13 protein-coding genes are annotated in these 18,648 nt (G+C 70.9%); 5 read left to right on the top strand and 8 right to left on the bottom strand.

Features of this window, described 5'->3' with window-relative positions:
* Positions 1 to 54: 54 nt before the first annotated feature.
* The 6 genes from gap to uvrC form a co-directional block, all read right to left on the bottom strand.
* Positions 55 to 1,062 carry a type I glyceraldehyde-3-phosphate dehydrogenase gene (gap, locus tag LZ604_RS12760; RefSeq protein WP_234515158.1) on the bottom strand — a complete coding sequence of 336 codons (1,008 nt, stop codon included), beginning with the start codon at positions 1,060 to 1,062 and terminating at the stop codon, positions 55 to 57.
* Positions 1,063 to 1,289: 227 nt separating this feature from the next.
* Complete coding sequence (locus LZ604_RS12755) at positions 1,290 to 4,244, bottom strand: M14 family metallopeptidase (RefSeq protein WP_234515157.1); 2,955 nt, start codon at positions 4,242 to 4,244, stop codon at positions 1,290 to 1,292.
* A gap of 150 nt (positions 4,245 to 4,394) precedes the next feature.
* Positions 4,395 to 5,384, bottom strand: a complete 990-nt coding sequence (gene whiA / locus LZ604_RS12750; RefSeq protein WP_234515156.1) for a DNA-binding protein WhiA — start codon at positions 5,382 to 5,384, stop codon at positions 4,395 to 4,397.
* Positions 5,375 to 6,418: a gluconeogenesis factor YvcK family protein gene (locus tag LZ604_RS12745; RefSeq protein WP_234515155.1), complete on the bottom strand. Its 1,044-nt coding sequence runs from the start codon at positions 6,416 to 6,418 to the stop codon at positions 5,375 to 5,377. The genes whiA and LZ604_RS12745 overlap by 10 nt, the downstream gene beginning before the upstream one ends.
* Positions 6,415 to 7,428, bottom strand: coding sequence for an RNase adapter RapZ (gene rapZ / locus LZ604_RS12740; protein ID WP_234515154.1), 1,014 nt, complete (start codon positions 7,426 to 7,428; stop codon positions 6,415 to 6,417). The genes LZ604_RS12745 and rapZ overlap by 4 nt, the downstream gene beginning before the upstream one ends.
* Complete coding sequence (gene uvrC, locus LZ604_RS12735; protein ID WP_234515153.1) at positions 7,425 to 9,461, bottom strand: excinuclease ABC subunit UvrC; 2,037 nt, start codon at positions 9,459 to 9,461, stop codon at positions 7,425 to 7,427. Before uvrC ends, rapZ begins: the two co-directional genes overlap by 4 nt.
* A gap of 460 nt (positions 9,462 to 9,921) precedes the next feature.
* On the opposite strand from uvrC, the gene LZ604_RS12730 reads away from it, so the two are divergent.
* Complete coding sequence (locus tag LZ604_RS12730) at positions 9,922 to 10,878, top strand: hypothetical protein (protein WP_234515152.1); 957 nt, start codon at positions 9,922 to 9,924, stop codon at positions 10,876 to 10,878.
* Between the two features lie 18 nt (positions 10,879 to 10,896).
* Here LZ604_RS12730 and LZ604_RS12725 read toward each other — a convergent pair whose 3' ends face one another.
* Positions 10,897 to 11,325: a Rieske (2Fe-2S) protein gene (locus LZ604_RS12725; RefSeq protein WP_234515151.1), complete on the bottom strand. Its 429-nt coding sequence runs from the start codon at positions 11,323 to 11,325 to the stop codon at positions 10,897 to 10,899.
* Between the two features lie 194 nt (positions 11,326 to 11,519).
* On the opposite strand from LZ604_RS12725, the gene LZ604_RS12720 reads away from it, so the two are divergent.
* Positions 11,520 to 12,719 (top strand): LacI family DNA-binding transcriptional regulator, encoded by a 1,200-nt coding sequence (locus LZ604_RS12720; protein ID WP_234515150.1) that lies wholly within the window; start codon positions 11,520 to 11,522, stop codon positions 12,717 to 12,719.
* Positions 12,716 to 13,627 carry a carbohydrate kinase family protein gene (locus LZ604_RS12715; protein WP_234515149.1) on the top strand — a complete coding sequence of 304 codons (912 nt, stop codon included), beginning with the start codon at positions 12,716 to 12,718 and terminating at the stop codon, positions 13,625 to 13,627. Before LZ604_RS12720 ends, LZ604_RS12715 begins: the two co-directional genes overlap by 4 nt.
* 183 nt (positions 13,628 to 13,810) lie before the next feature.
* Here the strand turns inward: LZ604_RS12715 and uvrA are convergent, their stop codons facing one another.
* On the bottom strand, positions 13,811 to 16,873 hold the full coding sequence (gene uvrA, locus LZ604_RS12710; protein WP_234515148.1) for an excinuclease ABC subunit UvrA: 3,063 nt from the start codon (positions 16,871 to 16,873) through the stop codon (positions 13,811 to 13,813).
* A 223-nt stretch (positions 16,874 to 17,096) separates the two neighbouring features.
* Between uvrA and LZ604_RS12705 the strand changes: the two genes are divergently transcribed.
* On the top strand, positions 17,097 to 17,783 hold the full coding sequence (locus LZ604_RS12705) for a maleylpyruvate isomerase family mycothiol-dependent enzyme (protein WP_234515147.1): 687 nt from the start codon (positions 17,097 to 17,099) through the stop codon (positions 17,781 to 17,783).
* A gap of 41 nt (positions 17,784 to 17,824) precedes the next feature.
* Positions 17,825 to 18,481, top strand: coding sequence for an MBL fold metallo-hydrolase (locus LZ604_RS12700; RefSeq protein ID WP_234515146.1), 657 nt, complete (start codon positions 17,825 to 17,827; stop codon positions 18,479 to 18,481).
* Positions 18,482 to 18,648: the final 167 nt, after the last annotated feature.

Below are 18,648 nucleotides of genomic sequence, written 5' to 3'. Positions count from 1 at the left end.
GCGACGGTGCGCTGCCCGAGCCCTGTTCTCACATCGAGGTGCCTTTTTCGACGATCAGAGCTGGTTGCCGACGAAGACCGTGAGGTCGACGAGGCGGTTGGAGTAGCCCCACTCGTTGTCGTACCAGCCGATGACCTTCACGTTCTTGCCCTCCTGGACCATGGTCAGGGAGGAGTCGAAGGTGCAGGACGCCGGGGCGTTGACGATGTCGGAGGAGACGATCGGGTCCTCCGTGTAGTCGAGCAGGCCCTTCAGCTCGCCCTCGGCGGCCTTCTGGAAGGCGGCGTTGACCTCTTCCTTGGTGACCTCGCGGCCGAGCTCGACGACCAGGTCGGTGACGGAGCCGGTCGGGACCGGGACGCGCATGGCGATGCCGTCCAGCTTGCCCTTGAGCTGCGGCAGGACCAGGGCGGTGGCCTTGGCGGCACCGGTGGTGGTCGGGATGATGTTCTCCGCGGCGGCACGGGCGCGGCGGAGGTCCTTGTGCGGGAAGTCCAGGATGCGCTGGTCGTTGGTGTACGCGTGGACCGTGGTCATCAGACCCTTGACGATGCCGAAGTTCTCGTCCAGGACCTTCGCCATCGGCGCCACACAGTTGGTGGTGCAGGAGGCGTTGGAGATGACGTGGTGGTTCGCCGGGTCGTACTGGTCCTGGTTGACGCCCATCACGATGGTGACGTCTTCGTTCTTGGCCGGAGCCGAGATGATGACCTTCTTCGCGCCACCGGCGATGTGCTTCTCGGCGTCTTCCTTCTTGGTGAAGATGCCGGTCGACTCGATGACGATGTCGACGCCCAGCTCACCCCAGGGGATGTCGGCCGGGTTGCGCTCGGACAGGACCTTGATGGTCCTGCCGCCGACGGTGATGGTGTCCTCGGTGTGGGACACCTCCTCCTTGAGGCGGCCGAGGATGGTGTCGTACTTCAGCAGGTGCGCGGTGGTCGCGGTGTCACCCAGGTCGTTGACAGCCACGATCTCGATGTCCGCACCCTGCTCCAGCAGCGCGCGGAAGAAGTTACGACCGATGCGGCCGAAGCCGTTGATGCCTACGCGGATCGTCACGAACCGATCTCCTCGTTGGTACGCCGGCTGTCGACGCCGGCGAGCTTTATTGGGATGTCCCCGACCGCCTACGACCCTACCCCCCTGACGCCCCCGGAGTGACATCGAGATGGCTCATACGCGGCAGTGTGGTCCGTACCCGCCAGTAGGGGTACGGACCGCCCTGCCCCGAAGCCTCCGCCACCCCTTCCGGCGACACGGAACCAACTGCCGTTGACTACAGGGGGTCAGCTGCCGAGCGCGACGAGTGCCTTGCCGATCAGCGCGGTCCGGTCGGCCGGCGAGGCCAGGTGTTCCAGACCGAAACCGAGCAGCACGGTGCGGTCCGTGGTGACCGCTCCATAGGTACGGAACAGCGCACCGGTGCGCGCCCAGTCCTTGAGAGTGGCGGGACTTCCCGCGGGCGGTCCGGGCACGCTCCAGGCGCCGAGGGAGGTCTCGAAGCCCTCGGTGTCGGCGGCCGTGCCGCCGACGACGAGCGAGGCGTCGTCGGCGAGGACGCCTCGGCCGCCGCTGCTCGGGTCGGTGATGTAGCCGAGCGACACCTCGACCGTCTTCCCGGCGTACGCACTGAGGTCGAAGTCCGCCTGCTGCCAGCCGTGCGAGGCGCCCGTGAAGCTGTGCCACGCGCCGGTGGTGCCGGTCGTGGTGCAGCCTCCCCCCGTCACGGTCAGGTAGTGCCGCAGCCAGGGGTGCTCGCCCACCAGGAACCCGGCCCCGCAGTCCTGCGGGGCGGCGTCGCTCGTGGCACCCCCGGCCTCCGGCAGCGTGGTCCAGTCGTCGGCCCCGGCGGTGTGGATCTCGACGACGGCATGGTCGTAGCCCGGTTCGGTGTCCCACAGCAGCCGGGTGCGCAGCGCGGGCTTGTCCGCGGCGGTCACCTTGGTGAGGTCGAGGGTGCGGGTGAGCCGCTTGTACGCGTCGTCGGTGTGGACGGCCGCCGCCATGTACGAGCCGGTGTAGGGCCCGTAGGGGTTGACGGTGCCGGCGAACTGGCCCGCACCGGCGCTCCTGAACTGCGGATGGGTGGCGGCGGGCAGTTGGTCGGAGGTGACGCCGTAGGTGCCCGCGACGTCCAGCGGATTGCCGGGCGCCGCGCCCAGCGCCCCGGTGAAGCCGTCGAACGGCCCGGATCCGGTGAAGCCGGTGGCCCCCGGAGTCGACGTGCGCGAGTAGGCGCCCAGGTAGTACTGGCTGAAGTCGTCCGAGAGGGTGCCGTCACCGAGGTCGACGGCGCCGCCGGCCTGCTCCCCCGCCTCGATCAGCCTGCCGCCCTCGTTGAGGAAGGCGCGCAGCTGGAGCTGGGTGGCGTTGCCCGGAGCGCCCGCCCCCGTGTAGTGGACGACCGTCGCGAAGTGGTCGAGCACGCCGAGCGCGTCGGGCGCGCCCTGGGTGGCGACGTCCCAGACGAGCGCTCTGCGGCCGCTCGCCTTCAGCGCGTCGACGTAGGTCCGGGCCTGCGTGGCCTTGGCGCCCTCCTCGGCGACCACGAGGACGCTGGCCCTCGGCCGCTCGGCCACGGTGTAGGTGAAGTGCTCGCTGGAGGTCCTTCTGCCGCTCCTCGTCTCGCCCGTGAACCACACCTCGACCCTGTCGCCGGGCTCGCCGTCGCGGACCTTGGCGCGGTACTCGTCGAAGTAGAGGTTGTCCCCGCCGCCGTAGGTCTCACCGCCCTGCCACGGCCGGAGCGCCTGGTCCTCGACGCGGCCGCCGTTGACGCGGTACTTCAGCTCCTTGTCGCGCACGGACTTGCGCACGACGACCGAGACCTCCTGGTCCGCGCCGCGCGAGTACGACGTCGGGAACGGGTTCGGGGTGAAGTCCGGTGCGTCGAGACCGACCGAGGAGGACGGCCGGTCGGGGTGGGAGGCGGTCTCCGCGACGGAGAGCGCGAACGGGACGTTCTTCTCGAATTCCCGCTCGATCAGCTTCTCGTCGTCGGGGAAGTTGAAGACCGACCGGCAGTCGGCCGCGTTCCAGGCGTCGTCCGGGTCGCTGTCCGACGCTGTCTGGCAGGTCGACATCTCGGGGGTGGACATCGCCATGCCGTTGACGTTGGACGCATGGCCGTCCGCCTCGCCGTTCGTGGTGTACAGCTCCGAGGAGACCTGGGAGTGGTATCCGGGGATGGCCGGGTGGTCCGGGGTGCCGGCAAGTGCCTTGTAGAGGACGTCGTCCGGGGTCGGCGTGGCCACCTGCCAGCCGACTCCGTACAGGAGCAGTTCGGCCGCGGAGTGGTAGTTGACGGCGTAGGTGAACCCGATGCGCTTCTCGAAGGTGTCCAGCGCCCGGGTCTCGGGCTCGGACTCGGGGCTCGGTCCTCGGTAGGTCTGGCTGGTGGGGTTGGGGGACGAACCCTCGTCGTCGTAGCCCCACTTGTAGGCGAAGTTGCGGTTGAGGTCGACGCCGTCGCCGACGCCGATGACGCCGTCGCCGTTGGCGTCCCGCAGGTTCTTGCGCCACAGACGCGTGCTGGGGTCCTTGAAGGTGTAGTCGTAGCCGTCGGGGTTGGCCGAGAGCACGAACCACAGTTCCGTGGAGTCGACGATCTTCTTGATGCGCTTGTCGGTGGCGTAGTGGTCCAGGAAGTAGTGCATCAGCCGGCGGGTCGCCTCCGTCGTGATCCACTCACGCGCGTGCTGGTTGGACACGTAGAGCACGGAGGGCTTGGAGCCGTCCTCGGACGTCCTCGCGTTCCTGGTCAGTTTGAGGGCGAGGATGTCCTGACCGCGTACGGTCCTGCCGATGGAGACGACCTTCGCCAGGCCGGGGTGGGCCCGAGCGGTCCCGACGATCTCCTCCTCCAGGCCGCCCTTGCCGCTGTACGGGCGGAACACGCCCTGGGAGGCGTCCTCCACCCGCTGCTCCGCCTTGGCGGAAAGGGTGTGCTGGGTGAGGGTCACGCCCTGCTTTCTGAGCTGTGCGGCCTGCCGGCCGGTGAGATAGACCTCGACGGCGCTCCGGCCGTTCGCGGCGACCTGCTGTCCGAGTTCCCGGCCGTCCTGTCCGGCCCGGAGGAGCAGCGGGATCTGCTTCCGGGTGATGTCGGCGCGGTAGACCCCGACCTCGTCCGGGTCGGGGTCCGGGGAACTGCCTGTCTGTGCCTGGGCTATGGGTGCGAGGCCCGCTCCGCCGAGCAGGAGTGCGCCGACGGCGAGGATCGATCTCGCTCTGTGTCTCATGGACCCCCCTAGCAGTGGTTCGCCCCGGCGGCGAACGTCTGCCAGGCTCATGACAAATCATGATCGAGTCAAGGGCGCTTCAAGGACAGACCAACGCCGGTGCCGACGGCCCAAGTGGGCGTCGGCACCGGCGAGTCGGGGCCCTGTTCGTCACCCCGCCAGATTGTCCGCCATCTCTTCCGTGAGGTTGGACTCCGTCCCCGGGATGCCCAGGTCCGCGGCGCGCTTGTCGGCCATCGCCAGGAGCCGGCGGATGCGGCCCGCGACCGCGTCCTTGGTCAGCGGCGGGTCGGCGAGGGCCCCCAGTTCCTCCAGGGAGGCCTGCTTGTGCTCCATGCGCAGTCGCCCCGCGGCCGCGAGGTGCTCGGGAACCTCCTCGCCGAGGATCTCCAGGGCCCGGGCGACGCGCGCGCCGGCGGCGACGGCGGCGCGGGCCGAGCGGCGCAGGTTGGCGTCGTCGAAATTGGCGAGGCGGTTCGCCGTGGCCCGGACCTCGCGGCGCATCCGCCGCTCCTCCCAGGCCAGCACGGACTCATGGGCCCCGAGACGGGTCAGCAGCGCGCCGATCGCGTCGCCGTCCCGGACGACGACGCGGTCCACTCCCCGTACCTCCCGGGCCTTGGCGGCGATCGACAGCCGGCGGGCGGCGCCGACCAGGGCGAGCGCCGCCTCCGGGCCCGGGCAGGTCACCTCGAGGGACGAGGAGCGGCCGGGCTCCGTCAGCGAACCGTGTGCCAGGAACGCGCCGCGCCAGGCCGCCTCGGCGTCGCACGTGGCACCCGAGACCACCTGTGGGGGCAGGCCGCGGATCGGGCGGCCCCGGCCGTCCACGAGGCCGGTCTGCCGGGCCAGCTGGTCGCCGCCCGCCACCACGCGCACCACATAGCGGGAGCCGCGGCGCAGACCGCCGGGCGCCATCACGATCAGTTCGGAGCTGTGGCCGAAGATCTCCAGGATGTCCCGTTTGAGACGCCGGGCCGCCATCGCCGTGTCCAGCTCCGCCTCGATCACGATGCGTCCGCTCACCAGGTGCAGTCCGCCCGCGAATCGCAGGATCGCCGAGACCTCCGCCTTTCTGCAGCAGGTCCGGGTGACGGGAAGCCGGGAGATCTCGTCCTTCACCGCTGCCGTCATCGCCATGGGCCGATCCTTCCATGCATCCGAAAAATACGGTCGTACGCGGCGGCCAACAGCTCCGGGTCGTGCCGCGGGGACCCGTCGGGACGAGCCACCGGCGCCAGCTCGACCGCGGCGCCGAACCGCTGGGCGGCCTCGGTCAGCGAAGCGCGGTCGGGCACGGCGGCCTGGTCGGCCAGCACCACGTCCAGGGCGAGTTTAGGGGCGTGTCGTCCCAAAACCTCCAAATGACGCTGCGGGGAGAACCCTTCGGTCTCTCCCGGCTGCGGAGCGAGGTTGAGGGAGAGTACCCGGCGCGCCTTGGTCTCCGTCAGGGCGTCCAGCAGCTCGGGCACGAGCAGATGCGGGATCACGGAGGAGAACCAGGAGCCGGGCCCGATCACCACCCAGTCGGCGTCCAGGACGGCGGCGACGGCCTCCGGGACGGCGGGCGGGTCGGACGGCACGAGGTGCACCGACTGCACCTCTCCCGTGGTGAGCGCGACGGTCGCCTGTCCCCGCACGGTGCCGACCTCGTCCGGACGCTCCGGGTCGTGGCCCTTGACCAGGGCCTGGAGCTCCAGCGGGACGGCGGACATGGGCAGGACACGGCCGTGGGCGCCCAGAAGCCTGCCGACCAGGTCGAGCGCCTGGACGTGGTCGCCGAGCTGCTCCCACAGGGCCACGATCAGCAGATTGCCGACCGCGTGGTCGTGCAGGTCGCCCTGGGAGTGGAAGCGGTGCTGGATGACGCGGGCCCAGGTCTGGCCCCAGTCGTCGTCGCCGCACAGCGCGGCCAGCGCCTTGCGCAGGTCGCCGGGCGGGAGCACGCCCAGCTCGTCGCGCAGACGGCCGCTGGAACCGCCGTCGTCGGCGACGGTGACGACGGCGGTGAGGTCGCCGGTGATCCGGCGCAGAGCGGCGAGCGAGGCGGACAGGCCCATGCCTCCGCCGAGGGCGACCACCTTGGGCTGGGTACCGCGGCGGCGCGCCCGGCCGCCGCGCCCCTCGGGCACCACTCGGCGCAGCCTGCTCAGCCGCAGAGAACGTCCGGTCACTCGCGCCCCATGTCCCGGTGCACGATCACGGTCTCGACTCCCTCGGCGGCCAGGCGGGCGGCGAGCTTCTCGGACATGGCGACGGAACGGTGCTTGCCGCCGGTGCAGCCGATGGCGATGGTCACATAGCGCTTGCCCTCGCGGCGGTACCCGGCCGCGATCAGTCTCAGCAGCTCGGCGTACCGGTCGAGGAAGTCCTTGGCGCCGGGCTGGTTGAAGACGTAGGCGGCGACCTCCTCGTTGAGGCCGGTGTAGGGGCGCAGCTCCGGGACCCAGTGCGGGTTGGGCAGGAAGCGCATGTCCGCGACCAGGTCGGCGTCGACCGGCAGGCCGTACTTGAAGCCGAAGGACATGACGGTGGCCCGCAGCTCGGGCTCCTCCTCGCCTGCGAACTGGGCGTCCATCTTGGCGCGGAGTTCGTGGACGTTCAGGCTGGAGGTGTCGATCACGAGATCGGCGTCGCCGCGCAGCTCGCGCAGCAGCTCGCGCTCGGCGGCGATGCCGTCGACGATGCGTCCGTCGCCCTGCAGGGGGTGCGGCCTGCGGACCGACTCGAAGCGGCGGACCAGGGCCTCGTCGGAGGACTCCAGAAAGACGATGCGCCGGGTGACGTGCTTCGCCTCGAGGTCGGCCAGGGACTCGCGGAGGTTGTCGAAGAAACGCCGGCCGCGGACGTCCACGACGACCGCGATGCGGGCGACGTTGCCCTGGGAGCGGGCGCCCAGCTCCACCATGGTGGGGATCAGCGCGGGCGGCAGGTTGTCGACGACGAACCAGCCGAGGTCCTCCAGACACTTGGCGGCCGTGGAACGGCCGGCGCCGGACATGCCTGAGATGATCACCAGCTCGGGGATGCCCGCGTCGGCGGCCCCGGCTGTGTCGATGCCCGTACTCACCTGTGCTCCGTTTTCCTGGGCCGTCTGCTGCGGCCCCGGCTCCTCGCCCGTCTGGCCGTGGGCGGTCCCACCCTGGGCTGAGTGTTCTTCTGCGCGCTGGTCGTGCTCGGTCATGTCTCCTGCCCCCGTCGCTCGTCCGGGGCGCCCGCGGACACGGGCTCCCCGGGGAAACCCGGCATGGTCCCGGATTCTTCCTCTTCCATGATCTCTCCAGTCGCCGTGTTCACGGCGGGTGCGGCCGGAGCCGCCTGGGCGAGGGCCACGGCGATCGTCTCGGCCGTCTTGCGGCCGATACCGGGGACCTCCTGAATCTGGTCGATTGTCGCGGATCGCAGCTTCTTCACCGAGCCGAAATGCTTCACGAGCGCCTGCTTACGGGCCTCACCGAGCCCCGGTACCTCGTCCAAGGGGCTCGACCTGACACGTTTGGCCCGCTTGGTGCGCTGGTAGGTGATCGCGAAGCGGTGGGCCTCGTCACGGATGCGCTGGAGCAGATAGAGGCCCTCGCTGGTGCGGGGCAGGACCACCGGGTCGTCCTCGCCCGGCAGCCACACCTCCTCCAGGCGCTTGGCGAGACCGCATACGGCGATGTCGTCGATGCCCAGCTCGTCCAGGGCCCGCCGGGCGGCGGCGACCTGCGGCCTGCCGCCGTCGACCACGACGAGCTGCGGCGGGTAGGCGAACCGCTTGGGCCGCCCGTCCTCCTCGGTTAGGGCGACCTCCCCGTCCGCCCACTCCCCCGTCTTCTCCTTCTCCGCGAGGTAGCGCCGGAAGCGGCGGTTGATCACCTCGTGCATGGAGCGGACGTCGTCCTGGCCCTCGAAGCCCTTGATCTGGAAGCGGCGGTACTCGCCTTTGCGCTGCAGCCCGTCCTCGAAGACGACCATGGAGGCGACCACGTCCTCGCCCTGGAGGTGCGAGATGTCGTAGCACTCGATCCGGAGCGGGGCGCTGTCCAGGTCGAGGGCCGCGGCGATCTCCTCCAGGGCACGCGAGCGGGTGGTCAGGTCGGAGGCGCGCTTGGTCTTGTGCAGGGCGAGTGCCTGCTGGGCGTTGCGCTGCACGGTCTCCATGAGCGCCTTCTTGTCGCCGCGCTGGGGAATGCGCAGGGACACGCCGGACCCGCGGCGGCCGGTCAGCCAGTCCTGGACCGGCTCTATGGGGTCGGGCAGCGCGGGGACGAGGACCTCCTTGGGCACGGAGTCGCCCGTCTCCTCGCCGTAGAGCTGCTGCAGGGCGTGCTCGACGAGGGCGCCGGTGGTGACGTCCTCCACCTTGTCGGTGACCCAGCCGCGCTGGCCGCGCACGCGCCCGCCGCGCACATGGAAGATCTGCACGGCCGCCTCCAGTTCGTCCTCCGCGACGGCGATCAGATCGGCGTCGGTCGCGTCGGTGAGCACGACCGCGTTCTTCTCCATGGCCCGCCTCAGGGCCTCGATGTCGTCGCGCAGACGGGCCGCCCGCTCGTACTCCATCTCCTCGGCCGCCTCCGTCATCTGCTTCTCCAGACGGCGGAGGTACGCGCCCGTGCGGCCGGCCATGAAGTCGCAGAACTCATCGGCCAGTTCGCGGTGGTCCTCGGGTGAGATCCGGGCCACGCAGGGGGCGGAGCACTTGCCGATGTAGCCGAGCAGACAGGGGCGGCCGGTGCGGGCCGCGTTCTTGAAGACGCCCGCCGAGCAGGTGCGCACGGGGAACACACGCAGCAGCAGGTCCACGGTGTCGCGGATCGCCCACGCGTGCGAGTAGGGCCCGAAGTAGCGCACGCCCTTGCGCTTCTGGCCGCGCATCACCTGCACCCGCGGGAACTCCTCGTTCATCGTCACCGCGAGGTAGGGGTAGCTCTTGTCGTCGCGGTACTTGACGTTGAACCGAGGATCGAACTCCTTGATCCACGTGTACTCCAGCTGCAGGGCCTCGACCTCGGTGGACACCACGGTCCACTCCACGGACGCGGCCGTGGTGACCATGGTGCGGGTGCGCGGGTGGAGGCCCGCCAGGTCCTGGAAGTAGTTCGCCAGGCGCTGGCGCAGGCTTTTCGCCTTTCCGACGTAGATCACCCGGCGGTGCTCGTCCCGGAACCTGTAGACCCCGGGAGAGTCCGGGATCTCACCCGGCCTGGGTCGGTAGCTGGAGGGGTCGGCCATGTCTCACACCCTACTGGCGGGCGCCGACAGCGCGGCGCCCCTGTGGACAACCCCCGGCGGGATCCCGCCCCCGTCCCGCGGGAGCCCCGGACCCAGCCCGGCACCGAAGGTCCGGGTCCGGCCGGAGAGAGCCTGCCGGAGGCGTCCTGGAGGGCCTCCGGGCGGAGGGCGGCCCTCGGGCGGTCCGCGGGCCGCATGCCCGTGGGGGCCGTTTCCGGCGGCCCCGCACAGCAGCCGGTGATCGCCCCACAGCAGCGGGTACAGCCTTCGGCCACGGGCCACCGCTCTCCGGAACTCAGGTGTTGTCGGGGCTTGGTCAACACGCTTCAATGCGGGGAACCTTCGGGCCGCCACCGGAGAGGTTCGCTTGTGAACGGACCTCACACGCCTCCGGGTGGCCCCGTACGACCCTGCGCACGGTCTGACCAGCCGACGTGCACCTTCACAGAAAGGCCCCGGTATGCGGCACGGCACACAGCATGCGGACGTCGTCCCGGTCGTTCCGACGGAGCTGCAGGCGGCCCTGCGCGGCGGCCCCTTCCATGTCGCGCTGCGCGCCGCCATCGCTGCCCGCGGGCTGCCGCTGCAGCGCGTGCAGCACCATCTGACGCGGTACGGGGTCAGGGTCGGGGTGACGAGCCTGAGCTACTGGCAGCAGGGTGCGCGCCGCCCGCAGCGCCCCGAGTCGCTGCGCGCCGTGCGGGCCCTGGAGGAGATCCTCCAGCTGCCCGACGAGTCGTTGATCCGGCTGCTCTCGGAGACCGGCGAGCGGCCGGGCACCGACCGTCCCGCGGGCCGTTCGTACCGCTCCCTGGTGGAGGCGTCGGGTGTGTTGGAGAGGCTCCTCGCCGATCTGGAGGCGCCGCTCGACAGCGGACTGCACACCATCGGCCATCAAGATCACGTCCGTATAGGAGCGCGGCGGGAACTGCTGGCTCGCGAGTCCCACCACATAGTGCGCGCCCACAGGGACGGGGTGGACCGCTATCTCGCCGTCCACCACGGCGACCCGGGGTGCGCCCCCGAGCGGATCGCGGTGCACGCGCTGGAGAACTGCCGGGCAGGCCGGGTGCGCTGGCACCAGGACACCGGCATCCTCGTCGCCGAACTGCTCTTCGACACCCGGCTGCACACCGGCGATACGTTTCTCTTCCGCTATGCCTTCGAGGACGGCACCGCCGGCGCGTCCGGCGAATACGTCCGCGGTTTCGGCCTGGCGGGCGGCCAGTACGCACTCCAGGTGCGCTTCGACGAGCAGGCGATGCCGGTGGGCTGCCACCGGTTCACCCAGCACTCCCCCGCCGCCCCCCGCAGCGGCCGCCAGGAGCTGCGTCTGAGCGGAAGCCACCGCTCTGTGCACCTGGTGGAGCCGAGGGTGCGGTCGGGGATCGTGGGGATCGGGTGGGACTGGGAGTGACCGGGCCCCGCTGAGCCGTCAGGCCGCCGGGCCCGCCACGATCCGGCCGTTCTTCACCGCGACGGACAGCTCGGGCAGTGGCTCGGTGGCCGGTGCCTGCACCACCTTGCCCGTGACGGCGTCGAACCGGCTTCCGTGACAGGGGCAGACCAGCGTCGTGCCGGACAGCTTGTTGATGGCGCATCCCGCGTGCGTGCAGATGGTGCTGTACGCCTTCAGGGAGCCGTCCGCGGCACGGCTCACGACGACGTTCGCATCCCGGTAGAGCTTCGCGCCGCCCTCGGGGACCTCGCTCTCGGCTCCCAGGGCGACCGGGGCGGTGGGCGTGGCGGGCGTCGCGCCGGTGCCGCCGCCGGGCGCACAGGCCGCGAGTCCCAGTCCGGCGACCGGGGTGAGCGTCGCCCCGCGCAGAACGGTACGACGAGTCGCGGAGGGACGGGCGGACATGAGATCTCCACTGGTCAGGGGCGGTGTACGCCGGGAAGGGAACATGGCGACGATACCGGGGGCGGCCATTCCGTCGGAGACCGGGGCGGGAAGCGCTCGGCGCCCGGAGTGCGCGTAAACGCTTACGCAAGCGTTTACGTGGGCCGCGGAATGGGATACGTTCCCGGCCGGACGGCCCGGGAAGGGGGAGGCGTTTGGCAACGATGGCCGATGTCGCACGGAGCGCGGGTGTGTCCGTGGCGACCGTCTCCCATGTACTGAACGACACCCGCCCGGTGCTGCCCCGCACCCGCCAGGCGGTGCTGGACGCCATCGACGAGCTGGGCTACACGCCGAACACGCTCGCCCGCTCCCTGGTGACCTCGCGCACCCGGTCCATAGGGCTCGCGGTGTCGGCCATCAGCAACCCGTACTTCACGGAGATCCTCCAGGGTGTCGAGGCCCGCGCCCGGGAGCACGGCTACGGCCTGCTCATCGCCGATCCGCATGACGACCCGGAGCACGAGCGCCATGTCGTCCGGCTGCTGCACGAGCGCCGCGTCGACGGCGTGATCGTCGCGCCCTCCGCGGACCCGGGCGGGCTCCTGGCCCTCCTCGCGCGCCACCGTGTCCCGACCGTGTTCCTCGACCGGCTGGTCTCGCCCGAGCCCGCGATACGTCAAGGGCTCCGAACGGGCGCCCACACGCGGGACGCGCACACAGCGCACGAGCACACAGCGGGCGCCCCCGCGCGGGAAGGGCAGACACCGGACGCCCCGACGCCGCACGAACACACCGCGGACGCCCCCGGTTCGGACGAGCACGCCGGCGGCTCCTTCCACTTCGACCAGGTCTGCGCCGAGAACACCGAGCCCATGGCCCGTCTGGTCGCCCATCTCGCCGGACTCGGCCACCGGCGGATCGGCCTGGTCGCGGGTCTGCCCGGATTCAGCACCACGTCGGAGCGGATCAGCGGATACCGGCACGGTCTCGCGGCCGCCGGTCTGCCCCACGACGAGCGGCTGGTGGTTCACGGGGACTCCGCGGCGGAGGGCGCCCGGCGCGCCACCGCGGCCCTGCTGTCGCGCGCCGCACCGCCCACGGCTCTGGTCACCGCGAACAACGCGATGACCATCGGCGCGCTGCGGAGCCTGCGCGATCACCGACTGTCCGTCCCGGGCGACCTGGCGCTCGTCTGCTTCGACGACTTCGCCTGGGCGGATCTGTTCTCGCCCCGGCTCACCGCCATCGCCCAGCCGAGCAGGGAGATCGGTGCCGAGGCCGTACGGCTGCTGCTGGAGCGCCTCGAGGCGCCGGACCGTCCCTGCCGCACCGTGCGGCTCCCCTGCACCTTCGTCCACCGCACCTCGTGCGGCTGCCCCGACACCCACTCCGAGAAGGGAACCGTCTCTTGATCGTCGTCGCCGGTGAGGCCCTGATCGACCTGGTCCCGCGGGAGGCGGGCGCCCTCGCACCGCTGCTGCCGGCGCTCGGCGGCGGCCCCTACAACACGGCCGTGGCGCTCGGCAGGCTCGGCTCCCCGACGGCGTTCTGCTCCCGTCTGTCGTCCGACGCCTTCGGGGAGGCCCTGCTCGACGGTCTGCGCACAGCGGGTGTGGACGTGTCGGGGGTGCAGCGCGGCCCCGAGCCGACCACCCTGGCCGTCGCCACGATCGACGACAGCGGCTCGGCCGCGTACTCCTTCTACGTCGACGGCTCCGCCGACCGGCTGTTCACGGCACCGGCACGTCTTCCCGAGGGGACGCGGGCCGTCTCGTTCGGCACCTGCTCCCTCGTTCTCGAGCCGGGGGCGAGCGCCTACGAGGAGTTGATGCGCATCGCAGCGGCCCGGGGCGTGTTCACGGCCCTCGACCCGAACATCCGCGCGGGACTGATTCCAGACCCCGACGCCTACCGGACCCGCTTCAAGAGCTGGCTGCCGTCGGTGTCCCTGCTCAAACTCTCCGCCGAGGACGCTCGATGGCTGGGCGGCACCCCGCAGGAATGGCTGGCCTCGGGGCCCTCGGCCGTGGTGATCACCCACGGCGGCGACGGACTGACGGTCTTCACCCGCGACGGGGCGGAGCATTCCGTGTCAGGGGTACCGGTCGACGTCGTAGACACGATCGGTGCCGGCGACACGGTGAACGCGGCCCTGCTGCACGGCCTGGCCGCCCGCGACGCCCTCTCCCCGGCGGCGGTGGCCGCTCTGGACGCCGACGGCTGGAGCGAGCTGCTGCGCTTCGCGGCCCGCGCCGCGGCGATCACCTGTTCCCGGGCCGGTGCGGAACCGCCGTACGCGTCCGAGCTGACGGCCCCGTAAGCCACGCCGGGTCGAGCCGCAGAAGGGCGCAGTTCGGCCGAGCTGCGGGAACGGGCCCCCTTAGTAGGTGCCGCCGGCCGACCGACGAGCGGGCGCCCCGCGGGCAGTTCCGCGGGGCGCCCGGTGCGCTCGGTGGCTCAGGCCTTACGCGCGCGTGGCTCAGGCCTTGCACGCCCGCGTGGCTCAGGCCTTGCGCGCCCGCGTGGTCTTCTTCGCGGGGGCCGCCTTCTTCGTGGCGCCGACCGGCTTCTTGGCCGCCGTGTTGTTGACGGCCTTCACGGTCTTGGCCGCCGCGGTCTTCGCCGTCCGGGCCGTGGCCGTCTTCCTGGCCGTCGAGGCGGCCGCGACGGTCTTGCCCGCCGTGGCCCCGCGCGGAGCCACGACCGAGGCCGCGTCGCTGATGCGCTCCGCGCCGAGGATCTCACGCAGGAACTTGCCGGTGTGGCTGGCCGGCACCCCGGCGACCTCTTCGGGCGTGCCCTCGGCGACCACGAGACCGCCGCCCGCGCCGCCCTCAGGGCCCATGTCGACGATCCAGTCGGCGGTCTTGACGACATCGAGGTTGTGCTCGATGACGATAACCGTGTTGCCCTTGTCGACCAGGCCGCCGAGCACCGTGAGCAGCTTGCTGATGTCCTCGAAGTGCAGACCGGTGGTCGGCTCGTCCAGGACGTAGACCGTGCGCCCGGTGGACCGCTTCTGCAGCTCGCTGGCGAGCTTCACACGCTGGGCCTCACCGCCGGACAGAGTGGTCGCGGACTGGCCGAGGCGGACGTAGCCGAGACCGACGTCGTGCAGCGTCCTCAGATGGCGGGCGATCGCCGGAACGGCCTCGAAGAAGTGCAGGGCCTCCTCGATCGGCATGTTCAGGACCTCGGAGATGGACTTGCCCTTGTAGTGGACCTCCAGGGTCTCCCGGTTGTAACGGGCGCCGTGGCAGACCTCGCACGGGACGTAGACGTCCGGGAGGAAGTTCATCTCGATCTTGATGGTGCCGTCGCCCGCGCAGTTCTCGCAGCGGCCGCCCTTGACGTTGAAGGAGAAGCGGCCGGGCAGGTAGCCGCGGACCTTCGCCTCGGTGGTCTCGGCGAACAGCTTGCGGATGTGGTCGAAGACGCCGGTGTAGGTGGCCGGGTTCGACCGCGGGGTTCGGCCGATGGGCGACTGGTCGACGTGCACGACCTTGTCGACGAGGTCGTCGCCGTCCACGCGCGTGTGCCGCCCGGGGACGTTCCTCGCGCCGTTGAGCTCACGGGCGAGGTGCGTGTAGAGGATGTCGTTGACCAGGGTCGACTTTCCGGAGCCGGAGACGCCGGTGACGGCCGTGAACACACCCAGCGGGAACGACACGTCGATGTCCTGGAGGTTGTTCTCGCGTGCGCCGTGCACCGTGAGCTGCCGGGACGGGTCGCGCGGACGCCGGATGCCGGGCAGCGGGATGGACTTCCTGCCCGAGAGGTACTGCCCGGTCTGCGACTCTTCGTTGGCGAGCAGCTCCTTCAGAGAGCCGCTGTGTACGACCTTGCCGCCGTGCTCGCCCGCACCGGGGCCGATGTCGACCACCCAGTCGGCCACCTTGATGGTGTCCTCGTCGTGCTCGACGACGATGAGCGTGTTGCCCATGTCGCGGAGGCGGACCAGGGTCTCGATCAGCCGGTGGTTGTCGCGCTGGTGGAGGCCGATGGACGGCTCGTCGAGGACGTACAGGACGCCGACGAGTCCGGAGCCGATCTGGGTGGCCAGGCGGATGCGCTGGGCCTCGCCGCCGGAGAGGGTGCCGGCCGCGCGGTTCAGCGACAGGTAGTCCAGGCCGACGTCGACCAGGAACCGCAGCCGCTCGTTGACCTCCTTCAGCACCCGCTCGGCGATCTTCTTGTCGCGGGCGTCGAGCTTCAGCTCGCCCAGGAACTCCGCGCAGTCGCTGATCGACATCGCGGAGATCTCGGCGATGGACTTGCCCATGATCGTGACCGCGAGGACGACCGGCTTCAGGCGCGTGCCCTGGCAGGTGGGGCAGGGCACCTCGCGCATATAGCCCTCGAAGCGCTCCCGGCTGGCGTCGCTCTCCGCCTCGCTGTGCCGCCGCTTGACGAAGGGGACGGCGCCCTCGAAGGGCGTGGTGTACACGCGTTCGCGGCCGTACCGGTTGCGGTAGCGGACCTCGATCTGGGTCTTGTGGCCGTAGAGCAGGGCCTTCCTGGCGCGCTGCGGCAGGCCCGCGAAGGGGATGTCGGTCCGGAAGCCGAGCGCGTCCGCGAGGGCGCCGATCAGGCGGCCGAAGTAGTCCTTGGTGTGCCCGTGGGACCAGGGGTGGATGGCGCCCTCGTCGAGGGTCTTCTCCTCGTCCGGGACGATCAGCTCGGGGTCGACCTCCATGCGCGTGCCGATACCGGTGCACTCGGGGCAGGCGCCGAAGGGCGAGTTGAAGGAGAAGGAGCGGGGCTCCAGCTCCTCGAAGGACAGGTCGTCGTACGGGCAGTAGAGGTGCTCCGAGTACATCCGCTCGCGCTCGGGGTCGTCCTCGGGGAGGTCGACGAAGTCGAGCACGACCATGCCGCCGGACAGACCGAGCGCGGTCTCGACGGAGTCCGTGAGGCGGCGCTTGGCCGAGTCCTTCACCGTGAGGCGGTCGACGACCACCTCGATGGTGTGTTTCTCCTGCTTCTTCAGGATGGGCGGGTGGGAGAGCTGGATCGTCTCGCCGTCCACGCGCGCGCGGCTGTAGCCCTTGGTCTGGAGGTCGGCGAAGAGGTCGACGAACTCTCCCTTCCGCTCGCGCACCAGCGGAGACAGCACCTGGAACCGGCTGCCCTCCGGAAGCTCCAGGACCCTGTCCACGATGGCCTGCGGGGACTGGCGGGAGATCGGGCGGCCGCACTCGGGGCAGTGCGGCTTGCCGATGCGCGCGAAGAGCAGACGCAGGTAGTCGTAGACCTCGGTGATGGTGCCGACCGTCGAGCGCGGGTTGCGCGAGGTCGACTTCTGGTCGATGGAGACGGCCGGCGAGAGGCCCTCGATGAAGTCGACGTCCGGCTTGTCCATCTGGCCGAGGAACTGCCGGGCGTACGAGGACAGCGACTCCACGTAACGCCGCTGCCCCTCGGCGAAGATCGTGTCGAAGGCCAGCGAGGACTTGCCCGACCCCGACAGGCCCGTGAAGACGATGAGCGAGTCGCGCGGCAGATCGAGCGAGACATTCTTCAGGTTGTGCTCGCGCGCGCCACGGACGATGAGACGGTCGGCCACGCCGGTCCGCACCTTTCTTGAGAGAAGCGACAGGGGCGGGACCCCCGTGCTTTGTCAGACTAGGGGGAGCCACTGACAACGCCGGTCGGTTTCCAGGGTTCACAACAATCCCCGCCCATCCAGCATGCCCGACGCCGCACTCGACCATATAGCACGCGCATTCGATTTGCGGCTGTGGTCCGCGCGCTTCACCCGAAGGAGTGGCCCGGCTAGGGTCGGGCCCATGATGGATCACGCGCACGACCTGGCGTCTGTACGCGACGCGACCGAACGACTGCTCACCGCAGCCGCCAAACTGGACAACGCCGCAGTGGCCGAGCCGTCACGCCTGCCCGGCTGGACCCGCGGCCATGTCCTCGCCCACCTCTCCCGTAACGCCGACGCGCTCGTGAACGTGCTGGAGGGGCGTCCGATGTACGTCTCCGCCGAGGCGCGGGACGCCGACATCGAGCGGGACGCCTCGCGCCCCCTAGACGCCCAGCTCGCCGACCTGCGCGAGAGCGCGGCCCGCTTCCAGCAGGCCGGGGCCGCGCCCGCGGACTGGTCGCGCACGGTGGAGCTGCGCAACGGCGTCACCGACGCGGCCGCCCGGGTGCCGTTCCGGCGGTGGATCGAGGTCGAACTGCACCATGTCGACCTCGGGATCGGGTACGAGCTGGAGGACCTGCCGCCGGAGTTCACCGAGCGGGAGATCGCCTTCCTCACGCAGCGGTTCACCGGGCAGACGGGGGTGCCGCCCACCCGCGTCACGGACGGCACGCGCGCGTGGAGCACGGGCCGGGAGGCGGCCGAACCCGAGGTCACGGTCCGGGGGCCCGCGCCCGCGCTGCTCGGCTGGCTGGCGGGCCGCGACGGCGGTTCCGCACTGGACGTCGAGGGCGGGCCGCTGCCGAAGCTTCCGTCGCTGTAGCGCAAGACCCCTTCGGCCCCTCACCGCTATAGGCTGCCGCCATGACGTACAGCGGACAGGTGACGGTCGGCGGCCCGGCGGATGTGCACGAGCTGAAGGACCTGATGATCACCAAGATCGCGGTCGGCCCGATGGACAACAACGCCTATCTGCTGCGCTGCCGGGCCACCGACGAGCAGCTGCTGATCGACGCGGCCAACGACGCGAGGACGCTCCTCAGCATGATCGGTGACGACGGCATCGCCTCCGTCGTCACCACGCACCGGCACGGGGACCACTGGCAGGCTCTCGCCGAGGTCGTGGCGGCCACGGGCGCGCGGACATACGCGGGCCGGGAGGACGCCGAGGGCATCCCCGTGCCGACGGACGTGGCGGTCGACGACGGCGACACGATCCGGGTGGGGCGTGTGGAGCTCACCGCGCGCCATCTGGTGGGCCACACACCGGGCTCGATCGCCCTCGTCTACGACGATCCGCACGGGCACCCGCACGTGTTCACCGGGGACTGTCTCTTCCCGGGCGGCGTGGGCAACACCCACAAGGACCCGAAAGCCTTCGCCAGCCTGATCCACGACGTGGAGACGAAGATCTTCGACGTGCTCCCCGACGAGACCTGGGTCTACCCCGGACACGGCAACGACACCACGCTGGGCAACGAGCGTCCGCATCTGCCGGAGTGGCACGCGCGGGGCTGGTGATGGCGGCGAGGGCGGGCCGGTGACGGCGAGGCCGGTGAGCGCGGCGCCGGCGAGCGCCGTCCCCACGGCCCGCCCGGCCTGAGGGGCGGGCGCACGCGCCCCGTGTGAACCGTTCGCTCACACCGGTCTCCCGCGCGCGCTCCCGGCGCACACGCCGACGCAGTCAA

Source organism: Streptomyces glomeratus (genome assembly GCF_021462825.1).
Taxonomy (GTDB): Bacteria; Actinomycetota; Actinomycetes; order Streptomycetales; family Streptomycetaceae; genus Streptomyces; species Streptomyces glomeratus.
The sequence above is the reverse complement of the archived record's forward strand: the minus strand, read 5'-3'. Positions and strand labels throughout refer to the sequence as shown.

Excerpts from the sequence above, each read along its gene's own strand:
- LZ604_RS12755 (WP_234515157.1), bottom strand. The coding sequence starts at position 4,244 with ATGAGACACAGAGCGAGATCGATCCTCGCCGTCGGCGCACTCCTGCTC.
- whiA (WP_234515156.1), bottom strand. The coding sequence starts at position 5,384 with ATGGCGATGACGGCAGCGGTGAAGGACGAGATCTCCCGGCTTCCCGTC.
- rapZ (WP_234515154.1), bottom strand. The coding sequence starts at position 7,428 with ATGACCGAGCACGACCAGCGCGCAGAAGAACACTCAGCCCAGGGTGGG.
- uvrC (WP_234515153.1), bottom strand. The coding sequence starts at position 9,461 with ATGGCCGACCCCTCCAGCTACCGACCCAGGCCGGGTGAGATCCCGGAC.
- LZ604_RS12730 (WP_234515152.1), top strand. The coding sequence starts at position 9,922 with ATGCGGCACGGCACACAGCATGCGGACGTCGTCCCGGTCGTTCCGACG.
- LZ604_RS12725 (WP_234515151.1), bottom strand. The coding sequence starts at position 11,325 with ATGTCCGCCCGTCCCTCCGCGACTCGTCGTACCGTTCTGCGCGGGGCG.
- LZ604_RS12705 (WP_234515147.1), top strand. The coding sequence starts at position 17,097 with ATGATGGATCACGCGCACGACCTGGCGTCTGTACGCGACGCGACCGAA.
- LZ604_RS12700 (WP_234515146.1), top strand. The coding sequence starts at position 17,825 with ATGACGTACAGCGGACAGGTGACGGTCGGCGGCCCGGCGGATGTGCAC.